The organism is Archangium sp., from assembly GCF_036388035.1.
In the GTDB taxonomy this organism is placed as follows: Bacteria; Myxococcota; Myxococcia; order Myxococcales; family Myxococcaceae; genus Archangium.
In genome coordinates, this window is record NZ_DASVSO010000036.1 from 1 (window position 1) to 12035 (window position 12035).

Annotated in this window: 6 protein-coding genes and 1 pseudogene; 4 read left to right on the top strand and 3 right to left on the bottom strand. The window is 70.2% G+C overall.

Features of this window, described 5'->3' with window-relative positions; all coding sequences use genetic code 11:
• Positions 1-1790 (top strand): annotated as a pseudogene (locus VF697_RS01655) (serine/threonine protein kinase); the annotation flags it as partial.
• A gap of 30 nt (positions 1791-1820) precedes the next feature.
• Here the strand turns inward: VF697_RS01655 and VF697_RS01660 are convergent.
• Complete coding sequence (locus VF697_RS01660; protein ID WP_331091581.1) at positions 1821-2285, bottom strand: hypothetical protein; 465 nt, start codon at positions 2283-2285, stop codon at positions 1821-1823.
• Between the two features lie 301 nt (positions 2286-2586).
• Positions 2587-4194, bottom strand: coding sequence for a sigma 54-interacting transcriptional regulator (locus VF697_RS01665; RefSeq protein ID WP_331091583.1), 1608 nt, complete (start codon positions 4192-4194; stop codon positions 2587-2589).
• 269 nt (positions 4195-4463) lie between these two features.
• Between VF697_RS01665 and VF697_RS01670 the strand changes: the two genes are divergently transcribed.
• Both VF697_RS01670 and VF697_RS01675 read left to right on the top strand, forming a co-directional pair.
• Complete coding sequence (locus tag VF697_RS01670) at positions 4464-7067, top strand: DEAD/DEAH box helicase (RefSeq protein ID WP_331091585.1); 2604 nt, start codon at positions 4464-4466, stop codon at positions 7065-7067.
• A 320-nt stretch (positions 7068-7387) separates the two neighbouring features.
• Positions 7388-9664 carry a family 1 glycosylhydrolase gene (locus tag VF697_RS01675; protein WP_331091587.1) on the top strand — a complete coding sequence of 759 codons (2277 nt, stop codon included), beginning with the start codon at positions 7388-7390 and terminating at the stop codon, positions 9662-9664.
• A 60-nt stretch (positions 9665-9724) separates the two neighbouring features.
• On the opposite strand, the gene hflX is transcribed toward VF697_RS01675, so the two are convergent.
• Positions 9725-11425, bottom strand: coding sequence for a GTPase HflX (gene hflX, locus VF697_RS01680; RefSeq protein WP_331091591.1), 1701 nt, complete (start codon positions 11423-11425; stop codon positions 9725-9727).
• Between the two features lie 128 nt (positions 11426-11553).
• On the opposite strand from hflX, the gene VF697_RS01685 reads away from it, so the two are divergent.
• On the top strand, positions 11554-12035 hold a 482-nt coding region (locus VF697_RS01685; protein ID WP_331091590.1), incomplete at its 3' end, for an endonuclease III.

Consider the following 12035-nt stretch of genomic DNA (forward strand, 5'->3'; position numbering starts at 1 on the left):
GCAGGCCCGAGCAGGCGCGGGCGGATTTCGACGCCAGCCGTCAGGCCTATGTCCGGGCCGCGGACATCGGCCGGAGCGATCCCTCCCTCCACCATGCCCTGGCGCGGCTCGAGTCCGCCGTGGTGGACATGGAGGTCTACAACCGTCGCGAGGTGGAGCTGCCGTTGGAGCGTGGCCTCCAGGCCCTGGAACGCACCCTGACAGCGGCACCCGACGCCTACGCCTACGAGGCCCGCGTCCTCCAGGCCCGACTCTTCCGCCGTCTCGCGGAGTTCCGCGCCCACCAGAGCAAGGGCAAGGACGTGCAGGAGCCCGTCGAGAAGGCCCGCGAGGCCGCGGAGGCCGCCCGGAAGCTCGCGCCCGAACGGCCCGAGGCCTGGATGGAGCTGGCGCGCAGCTACTGGCGGCTCGGCCGCAACCTCCAGGCCCGGCAGGAGGATCCGAGCGAGAAGCTCCGCGACTCCCTGGCGGCCCTCGAGCACCTGGCCCCGAAGGACCACAACTACGAGTTCCACCTCCTGCGCGGCCTCATCTTCAAGACCTGGTCGGAGTACGAGGAGCTGAGTGGGTTGGACTCCCTGCCCAGGCTCGACCTGGCCATCGAGTCCTATCGCAAGGCCATCCAGCTCAACGAGGAGCGCCCGTCCGCATGGCTCAACCTCGCCTATGCGTCCCTGTTGCACTCCACCTGGGGCAACAGCCCGGACCCCGCCGGGGACCTGGAGCAGGCCCGTCTGGCGCTCGCGAAGGTCCGGGCGCTCAACCCCCACTACATCCTGCTCTCCGAGTACGAAGCGAACTACCACGAGCAGCTCGCCAGGTGGACCCGCGCCCAGGGCGGGGATGCCCGGCCCCATTGGGAGAAGGCCCTCGCGCTGTACGAGCAGGGGCTCACCCTCGACGGCGAGTCCGAGTCCCTCCTCAATGGGCGAGGACACGTGCTGGTCCAACTGGGGCAGGAGGCGTGGGACCGTGGAGGCGATCCCTTCCCCTGGTTCGCTCGGGCCGAGGCCTCTTACGAGAAGGCCTCGCGCGTGGCGCCGGAGAGATTCCTCGCGCACAGCAATCTCGGCGCGACGAATGCGCGGCGCGCCATGTACCAGCTCGCCCGGGGAGAGAACCCCACTCCGAGCCTGCTCGCGTCCGTGGAGGCCTATCAGCGGGCCATCTCGCGAGCCCAGGAGCACGTCAATCCCCGCACCTATCTGGGCAGGAGCCTCCAGCTCCTGGCGGCCTTCGAGCTGGAGCAGGGGCGCGACCCACGCAAGAGCCTGGCTCGAGCGTCCGATGCGCTCCACCAGGCGCTGAGCAGGAACGCGACGTCCGCCGAGGCCCTCGCCCAGCTCGCGCAGGTGCGAAGCCTCGAGGCGCGCTGGAAGGCACGCCAGGGACAGGCCCGCTCCGAGGATTTCGAGGCGACGGCGGCGGCCTTCCAGCGCGCGCTCCACCAGGATCCGAAGAACCAGGACCTGCGCCTGGCCTTCGGCCGCTTCCACCTGGGTCAAGCCGCATGGAAGAAGGAGCTGGGGCAGGAGCCCCTGGCCAGTCTGGAGCAGGGGCTCGCGCTGGCCCGGGAGCTGCTCACCGAGCGCCCTCTCTGGGCGGACGCGCTGCTCCTGCGCGCGAGCCTCGAGCTCACGCGCATGGAGGTGGCGGCGCGCCCCGAGCCCCAGGTGCTCGACCAGGCCCGGAAGGACATCGACCGGGCGCTGGCGAGCAATCGCAACCTGGAGCGTGAAGCCAGACAACAACTCTCGCGCTTGCGGAAGCTCCTCGCCAGAGCACGATAGCCCGGCAAGCGCGAGTCGAAGGCGTCTGTCTCATCCAGCGGTTTCGGGGGGTTGTTCCAACACGTCGGCCTTCATGGCCAGGGTCCCCGTGTCCAGGTTGGCGCTGGCCCGGGTGTGCCACCGCACGCGAGAGCGCTTGCTGGTCCGCGTCTTGCGCAGGGTGCGCTCGGCCTCGAGCACCAGGTCCGTGGGCGCCATCACGGCGACGACCAGGGGGGGCGGCGCCCCCTCATCATCGGGAGGATCCTTGGGCTGGTCTCCCGAGTCGTTCATGATCTCGATCTCCCCCAGGGTGGTCAGCGAGAGCTCGGCGCTCTTCAGCATCCGCCTGGCGCGCATGAGGCCGTCCCCCGACTGGCTCCGGGCCAGCAGGCGCTCCATCGCGCGCCGGGGCATCATGACCCACTCGTCGGAAGGCCGCCGCGTGGTGGGCTCCGCCTGCTTCTTGGAATCATTCGCATCATTCTCAATGACAAGCATCATCTCGTTCGGCATGACGGTCCCCCTCCTGTTCGTGGATATTGCTCAAGCCTGGGAAAGTGCCCGATGCCGAGGTCTCGGCTCCCCCCTTGGTCCATCAGCCGCTTCCACTCGGCATCGGGCGAAGGATGGCTAGAGCAATGAGCGTGCCGGCCTTCAGCGCCCCGTCACACGCCCGCTTTCCCTCGGAAGAGGGCGCGCGAGCCGCTGCTCGGGGCCTTTTTCGACATGTCGAAGGTGTCGACGGTCCACCCGTGGCACTACTCGACATGTCACCTGGAATTCTCGGCCGGGCTCTGGGACCTTCCGCAGATTCCTAGGAGTCGAGCCCCAGTTCCTTGATGCGCCGACGAAGGGCCTGCTTGGAGACCTCCAGCCGCCGCACCATCGCGTCCAGGTCGCCCTGGCACTCCTGGAAGCAGCGGGTGATCTCCTCCACGCTCAGGTCCCCCGCCGTGCGGATGCTCTTGCTGCGCTCGATGAGGTCGTAGATGGACGTGCGGGGGATGCCGAGCTGATCGGCCGCGGGTTTGAGATCCCAGGAGTTGGCCCGCAGCGCGGCGAGCAGCTCCTGCTCGGAGACGTCCGAGGGCTTGCGGCGGGGCACGGCCTTGGGCTCGGGGGCCTCCGGCACGCGCACCGCGTAGGCGGCCGGTGGAGGAAGCGCCGAGGCCGAACCCAGCTCCCGCTCCAGCTGGGGATCAATCCGCAGGCGGGGCTGGCCCCGGCTGGCGATCACCAGTTGCCGGGTGAGGTTGCGCAACTGACGGATGTTGCCCGGCCAGGAGTAGCGCACGAGCCGGGCCGCCAGCGGCGCCGGGAGCCAGGGCTCGGCCGCGGGGTCCGTGGACGTCAGCCGCCAGCCCTCGCCCAGCGCCTCCAGCTCCTCGCGGGCGAAGTGGAAGAAGAGCAGGCCGATGTCCTCGCGCCGCGCCCGCAGCGGCGGCAGGCGGATGGCGTACCCCTCCAGGCGGTGCAGCAGGGGTGCCTTGAAGCGCCCATCGCGGATCTGATCCTCCAGGTTCGCATCCGTCGCGGCGACGAGGCGCACATTGGTGGTGATGGGCGTGCTGCCTCCCACGGGGTACATCTCGCCCGTCTCCAGCACGCGCAGCAGCATCACCTGCACCTCGGGAGGCGCCTCGCCCACCTCGTCCAGGAACAGGGTGCCGCCCTGAGCGGCCCGGAAGAAGCCCTCGCGGCCCAGGGCGCCGGTGTAGGCCCCCTTGTTCGCGCCGAAGAGCTCGGCGGCCGCCAGATCCTTGGGGATGGCGCCCAGGTTCACGCTCACGAAGCGCTCGCCCCGGCGTTTGCTCCGCGCGTGGATGGCCTGCGCCACCAGCTCCTTGCCCGTCCCCGTCTCGCCCCGGATGAGCACGGGGACCTGGAGATCGGCGACCTGCTCGATGTGCTTGCGCACCAGCCGGGTTCCCGTCCCCTGCCCCACCATGCCCAGCGAGTCCTGGAAGGGAGCGCTCGAGTCGGGCTCCATCAGGTGCAGCAGCAGCACCACGCGCTCGGCGAGCTCCAGCGGGACGCCCGCGCTGAGCGCCTCGGGCCCGAACTCCCGGGTCCCCAACACGGGCTCTCCCGCCACCACCCACGTGCCGCCCTCGTCGACGCGCAGCCGCACCCGTCCCTCGGGGCCGGGCGCGAAGATGATGGGCTTCGTCCGGCTCAGGCCCCGGTCCGCCAGGGGCGTGCCGGGCGCCCCGTCGGGCCGCACGAACGCCGGAGCATTCCGGGAGAGGTGAACCTCCCCCCCCGTGAGCAGCGCGCCGAGCAGCAGCCGCTCGCCGACCCGCTGGATGTCGGGATGGGAGATGATGGTCAGGGCCGGAACGGCGCGCGGCGACTGCTCGCCTACACTCGGTCTCGGCGTCGTTGAGAGCGTGGCCAAATCATCCGTCTGACCGTCATTCATGGTGCGTAACTGTACACTCAGGTAGGTCCAGGACGAGCAGGGGGGGCACTCCCGCTGCCCAGTTCGCCCGCGCGCCCTCTCGTCCCGTGCCACGCCTAACACATCCTCCGGCCATCGCTCCACCCTCCTCCGGAACGTCGCCCTCGCGTCCACCCGGTTCCGTCCTGGCTCCGGGGTCGCCGTGGGCCCTGCTCAGTCGTTGACGGGTGCCCCGCTCACGGTGCCCCTCGGCCTTCCGTGTGGGTCTCCGCCGTGCGTGATTACCCGGCGTGCGCACGCCGACCGACCGCTCCCTGCCGCCCGACCACGACGCCTTCGTCTCCGCCGAGCCGCCGACAGGACGCCTCATCGTCATCGCCCCCACGCGCGCGGCGTGCGAGACCATCGAGCTCGCGCTGGGAGTGCGCCTCGAGACCTACCTCGAGAAGCACCACGGGCCGCGGGTGCGCGAGCTGGCGCGCGCCGGGAAGGGCTTTGGCATCGTCGCCGGGACCGGGACTGGAAAGACGCTCGCCATCCGGCTCATCGCCGAGGAGCTCGTCGGCCAGGGAGGCGCGGCCCCGCTCCGGGTGGGCGTGGTGAACCGCGAGCGCGAGGCGACGCCCGACACGCCCACCTGGAACGTCATCATCGTGACGACCGGCATCGCGCGGCGCTGGTTCCAGAACGGCGACATCCTGCCGCACGACACCCTCATCATCGACGAAATCCACCAGACGTCGGCGGAGCTGGAGCTCTGCCTCGCGCTCGGCAAGCGCGTGGGCTGTCGCTTCATCTGGCTGTCCGCCACCGTCGACCCGGCGCTCTACGCGCGCTACCTGAAGAGCGCCGACGTGCTCGAGGTCCAGGCGTTCGATCCGAAGAAGGTGGCCACCGTCGTGGTGGAGAACAGACCACCGCTCGCGTTTCTCGACGAGGCCTTCCTCCTCGCCGTGGAGCGGGAGCAACGCGGGGTGGGCCTCTTCCTCCCCACGCGGGCGGCGGTCGAGCAGGCCGCCCAGCACGTCCGCGGCCGGTGGCCGGGCATCCACGCGGCGCACTACCACGGGGGGGAGCCCATCCGCGCCATCCGGCCCTTCCTGGAGGGAACGGCACCCCGGCCCTACCTCCTCGCCATGACGGCCGCCGGGCAGAGCGCGCTCAACGTGCAGGGGCTCGACACCATCGTCATCGACGACACGCGCTTCGCCAACCTCGTCGAGCGCGGGCGCAACGTGCTCACGCGCGTCCACCTCGGGAACAACGAGCTGCTCCAGATGGCCGGGCGGGTGCATGGCCGCGTGGAGGGCGGGCGCGTCTTCATCCTGAGCAACCGCGACATCGACTTCTTCGCGCTCCGTCCGACGGAGCCCGACTTCCAGCTCGCGGGCGATCCGGAGCGCGTGGCGCTCACCGCCGCCGCCCTCGGCGTGCGGGTCGACGCGTTGGAGCTCCCCGTGCCGCTCGACCGCGGCGCCTACCGGCGCGTGCTCCAACGGCTCCAGGAGCGCAACATCGTCGACGCGGAGGGACGGCTCTCCCCCTACGGTCGCGCGGTCGAGGCGCTCCCGGTGGAGCGAGCCTGGGCGGAGCTGATCGTCAACGCGGAGGACGCGCTCCTCCCCTTCCTCGCCGTGTGCAGTGCCGTCGAGTCGCTCCACCGCATGACGCGCGAGGAGCGCGACCTGGAGGAGGTGCTGGTCGCCGGGAGCGACCATCTCACCGCCTACAACCTCTACGCCGACGCGTACCGCGAGGCGGGCTTCATCGGCGAGGTGTACGGGCTCACGCGCCACCTGTTCCACCCGGAGAAGATGGAGCGCTGGGCCGAGCGGCGCGGCGTGCTGGTGAAGGCCGTCGAGGACGCGGCGCTGGTGATGGCGAGCGTCTACCGGAGCCTGGGCGTCGACCTGCCCGAGCACCTGCCCTTCGCGGAAGAAGGTGTGCACCGCCGCTTCGCCGACCTGCTCGCGTGCTTCATGCCCTTCGACCTCGCCATCGACGAGCAGACGGCCGAGGGCGAGCAGGCTCGCGTCTCGAAGACGAGCGTATGCGGAAACTGGGGCGCGGTGGCGGGGACGCTGCGCTACTTCGCCGATCGCTCCGGCAACCCGCACGCGTCCATCGAGGGCACGCACCTCCCGCTCGACGTGCTGAGGAAGTACGCGCGTCGGACCGAGGCCGAGCTCGCCTACGACACGTTTCACCTGTCGCTCGTGCTCGAGTGGCGCGTGGAGTATGCCGGCTTCGAGCTGGAGCGCGAGGTCGAGGTGCTGAGCGCATGGGGGCCGGAGTGGGCCGACCGCGCACGCCGCACGCTCGCGGAGGCGCTGGCGCATGGCGAGGCGGAGCACCCCGCGGTGCGCCGCAACCAGCCGGGAATCGACGAGGTGCGCGAGGTGTGGCGCCGCTCGGGCGGACGCACGGCGAAGCTCGGGGTGCCGGAGCTGACCGCCCTCTACGCGGCCCAGCTCGACGGGGTCACCACGATGGACGAGTTCCACGCGCGCCCGCTGGCGCTCGACCTGGGGGCGCTGGTGCCGCCCGAGGTCCGCGAGGAGCTCCTGTCGCTGCCGGACGTGGTGGACATCCGCGACCGCGAGGTGGAGCTGGACTACGAGGTGGAGCAGGACGAGGCGGGGGCGAGCGTCGGGGTGGTCCGGCTCCACCTGCCGGAGAAGCTCGCCCGCACGCTCGTGGAGGAGGAGCTGCCGTTGTTCGACCGGCCGGTGCGCTTCGTCGTGGGCCGGGGACGGCGCGGCGCCGTGCGCGCCGACACGCTGCTCGACTTGCAGGAGCAGCTCGACATGCCGTGGACGCCCGACGAGCTTGAGGCGGCGGGCGACGAGAGCGGCGGTGGGCGGGGCAAGGGGGCCCGGCGCCCGAAGCGCTGAGGGTCGCTACCAGGCGTCAAGGCCCCGGTGGGCGCTCCCCTCCTTGCCTGCCCACTACCCCAGGGAGCGGCGCGCGCCGCGCGCTCCCGGTTCATTGGACGCGGGTCCAGTTCTGGACGGGCTTGCGCAACCAAAGTTTGAAGAGCAGCGGAGGCCCCGGGCGGAGAGAGCAGTGACGCGCTCAGGGTGCGCGGTGCGCGCGAGGACCGGCGGCCGTGGAGAAGCTTGAAGCGAGTTCATCACATCATGGGCGCGGGCACACCTGGGTGAGCCGCCCGCGATGGATTCCCATTGCCTGCTCACCCTCGGGAAGAACGCCCATGTCATCACAGCCCAACGACAACGATTCTGGGACGCTCGAGCTCTGGGGCGGCCTCGAATGCACCGTCAACCGCGTGGGAGATGTCTTCTTCGACCAGATGGAGCGCAACGGCCACGCCACGCGCGTGAGCGACCTCCACCTCTTCGCGGGCCTGGGTATCCGGGCCATCCGCTATCCGGTGCTGTGGGAGCGCGTGGCGCCCGACAGCTTCGAGGGAATCGACTGGTCGTGGGTGGACGAGCGGCTCGGACGCCTGCGGGAGCTGAACATCCGCCCCATCGTGGGATTGACGCACCACGGCAGCGGACCGCACCACACCAGCCTGATGGACGACTCCTTCGCCACCGGGCTCGCGGAGTTCGCGCTCCGGGTGGCCGAGCGCTACCCGTGGTTGGACGCCTACACCCCCGTCAACGAGCCGGTGACCACGGCGCGCTTCAGCGGGCTGTACGGTGTCTGGTATCCGCACGGCAAGGACCACTCCACCTTCGCACGCGCGCTGGTGACCGAGTGCCGGGCCGTCGTGCTCGCCATGAGGGCCCTTCGCACCGTCAACCCGCGTGCCCAGCTCATCCAGACGGAGGACCTCGGCCGGCGCTACAGCACGCCCGCCCTGGCGCACCTGGCGGAGTTCCAGAACCAGCGCCGGTGGCTGTCGCTCGACCTGCTCTGCGGACGGTTGGACCGGGACCATCCCCTCTATGGCCACATGCGCCAGTGGGGCATTGGTCAGGCCGAGCTGGAGTGGTTCCTCGAGAATCCCTGTCCACCGGACGTGGTGGGCATCAACCACTACGCGAGCAGTGACCGCTACCTCGACGAGAACGTCGACAACTACCCGGCCCGCGCGCACATGGAGGAGGAAGGGCTGTGCTACGCGGACATGGAAGCCGTCCGCGCGCGGCTGGACATTCCCATCGGAGTGGACCGGATCATCCGGGAGACGTGGGAGCGCTACCACCTGCCCGTCGCGATCACGGAGGCGCACCTCGGCTCCACGCGGGAGGAGCAGCTGCGCTGGCTCAAGGAGTTCTGGGACTCGGCGAGCCGGATGCGCCACGAGGGCGTGGACGTGCGGGCGGTGACGGTCTGGTCCCTGCTGGGGTCCTTCGATTGGAACATCCTGGTGACGCGCGTGGAGGGCTTCTACGAGCCCGGCCCCTTCGACGTACGGGCGTCCCAGCCACGCCCCACCGCGCTGGCGCACCTGATGCGCGACCTGTCGGCGGGACGCTCGCGGGACGAGGATCCCCTGCTCTGCATGCCGGGGTGGTGGCACCGGCCGGACCGGCTCGTCCACCCCCCCATGGAGGGACGCTCGTATGCACGCGCTCCCGTGGGGCCGGGCCTCGACATGGAGGATCGCTCCTCGCGGCCGCTCCTCATCCTCGGGGCCACCGGCATGCTCGGTCAGGCCTTCGCGAGGCTGTGTGACGTCCGCGGCATCCCCTACCACCTGCTCGCCCGCTCGGACATGAACCTCGAGGACCCGCGCGCGGTGGACTCCGTGATGAGGGAGCTCAAGCCCTGGGCGGTGGTGAACGCGGCCGGCTACGTGCGCGTGGACGAGGCCGAGCGCGAGGAGGAGCAGTGCCTGCTCACCAATGCCGTCGCGCCCGCGATGCTGGCGGGAGCCTGCTCGCGCCACGGCGTGCAGCTGGTGACGTTCTCCTCGGACCTCGTCTTCGATGGACGCCATGCCCTCCTGAACAAGCCCTATGTGGAGAGCGACCCGGTGGCGCCGCTCGGCGTCTACGGACGCAGCAAGGCGGTGATGGAGGCGCGGGTGCGCGAGGTCCTGCCCACGGCGCTCATCATCCGCACCAGCGCCATCTTCGGTCCCTGGGACGGCGCCAACTTCATCACCCGCGCCCTGCGGGCGCTGGAGGCGGGCAGGCGCGTGGTGGCGGCGGATGACGAGATCGTCTCCCCCACCTACGTCGTGGACCTGGTGCACACGGTGCTCGACCTGCTCATCGACCGGGAGGTGGGGGTGTGGCACCTCGCCAACCAGGGCTCCATCTCCTGGGCCTCCCTCGCCGAGCGCGCCGCCGAGCTCGCCGACGTGGACTCCGGACACATCGAGGCACGCCCCTCCTATTCCCTCAAGCGGCCGGCGCGGCGTCCGCGCTACAGCGTCCTGGGCAGCGAGCGCGGCGGCCTCATGCCCACGCTCGAGGATGCCCTCCAGCGCTACGTGCGCGAGCGCCACCAGGAGCGAAGGACCCACTCACGGTCGGAAGCCAACGCGATGGACGTCATCGCGCTGACGTAGAGGAGAGGGAGACGGGCTTCGGTGGAGGGGGGCGCCTGGATGCGCCCCCCTCTTTTGGCGTCAATGCTGCGGATGCGGGTCATCCTGGAACGAGGCACCGCCGGACGTGAGCGACTTGCCCTCGCGCCAGAGCAGCTCCTCGACCCGGTGGAGGAGCTCCGTCAGCCCCTCTCCCGTCTCGGCGCTGATGGGGATGCCTTCCCGGGCCTGCGCGGTGCCGTGGGCCACATACCCTTCCACGCCCCCTTCCAGGAGATCGCCCTTGTTGTAGACGAGCAGGCGCGGCACTTCCTCCAGGCCAAGGCTCTTGAGGATGCGCTCGACGGCCTCGATGTGGCGCGGATGGTCCGGGTCCGAAGCGTCCACCACGTGGAGGAGCAGGTCGGCCTCGGTGAGCTCCTCGAGCGTGGCGCGGAAGGCGCTCACCAGCGTCTGGGGCAGATCGCGGATGAACCCCACCGTGTCGGTGATGATCACCTCGCGATCGCGAGGGAAGCGCAACCGCCGGCTGCTCGGATCCAGCGTGGCGAACAGCTTGTTCTCCACCACGACGTCCGAGTCCGTCAGATGGTTGAGGAGCGTGGACTTGCCCGCGTTCGTGTAACCGACGATCGAGATGACGGGCACGTCATGCCGCGCACGCTGCTGACGGCGAACCTGCCGGCCGGCACTCAGCGCGTCGATTCGCTTCTCGAGCATCGTGATGCGATCGCGCACGCGACGACGATCGATCTCGAGCTTCGTCTCACCGGGGCCTCGCCCGCCGACGCCGCCGCCCATGAGCCGGGAGAGCCCTTCGTCCCGCTGGGCGAGGCGCGGCAGCCTGTAGCGGAGCTGGGCGAGCTCGACCTGGAGCCGGCCCTCGGCGGTGTGCGCGTGCTGGGCGAAGATGTCGAGGATGAGCTGGGTGCGGTCCAGCACCTTGAGCTCCGTGCGGTCGGCGATGTGCCGGGCCTGGGACGGCGTCAGATCATGGTCGAAGATGATGGTGTCCGCGAACAGCTGCATCGCCCGGAGATTCAGCTCCTCGAGCTTCCCCCGGCCGATCACGAAGCGCGGATCGATCTTGTTCCGCGTCTGGATGAACGTGTCGAGCACCTCGACGCCGGCCGTGCGCGCCAGCTCCTTCAGCTCGGCCATCGAGGCGTTCGCGTGCCCGCGGTCGCCCGTGGACACCCCGACGAGAATGGCACGCCCCTCGGTGGCGACTTCCCGGCCAGCGACGGAGCGGCCGAACGCGGCCTCGATCTCCTCGGCCCGGGCCACGGGGTCGAAGTCGAGCCCATGGACGTCCTCGGCCACCTCGGTCTTCCAGTACTTCGCTCGCTCGCCGGTCGCCTCGGGATCCAGATACCCGAGGTAGACCTTGCCCGGGAGGCCCTCGGGCCGCACCACGATCGCGCAGACGAGGTCGAGCCGGAGCAGGACGAGATCCGTGAGGTCGTCGGACGTGAGCGGATCATCCTTCAAGTGGGTGTGGACGAGCCGCAGACCGCGCAGGCGGGTGTCTCCCGCGCGGACACGACCGATCTCGGGGAGCTCCAGCTTGGAGGCATCACCGACGATGACGTGCTCGATGTCACCCCGTCGGTTGATGAGCACACCGATCTGCCGGCCCGTCTCGAGGGAGAGCTCGGAGAGGTGGCGAGCAAGCTCAGGGCTCGTCACCTCCTCTGGCCGTACGTGGCGACGGTAGGTCGCCTCCAGGCGCTTCACCTGACTCGCTTTGAGCCCCAGGGTATTTCCGCGGACGGAAGGAATTGTCGCTCTCCTTGAAAGTGGAGCGTGCCGCTCCGTTCAAGGAACACGCTAAGCACTCTCGCACGCTCAGGCCGGGGTTGGCGCCAGCCGCTCCACCAGGTAAAGACGCTCCTCTCCGGAACACACCCATGACCGCCGCGAAGACCGCCAAGACCCTCCTCACCCGCCTCCACGAGGCCCATCCGGGGGCTCGCTATGAGCTCAACTGGACGACCCCGTACGAGCTGCTCGTCGCCACCATCCTGGCCGCGCAGTGCACGGACGAGCGCGTCAACCGGGTGACCGCGACCCTCTTCCAGAAGTACCGCGGCCCCCAGGCCCTCGCCGACGCCGACACCGCCCAGCTCGAGGAGGACCTCAAGCCCACGGGCTTCTACAAGCAGAAGACGAAGTCGGTGCAGGCCATGAGCCGCGCGCTGCTCGAGAAGTTCGGCGGCGAGGTGCCACGCACCCTCGAGGAGCTCATCACCCTGCCCGGCGTGGCGCGCAAGACGGCGAACGTCGTCCTCAACACCGCCTTCAACCTCCCCTCGGGCGTCATCGTGGACACCCACGTGGTCCGCGTCAGCCAGCGCATGGGCCTGACGAAGAAGGACAAGCCCGAGGAGAT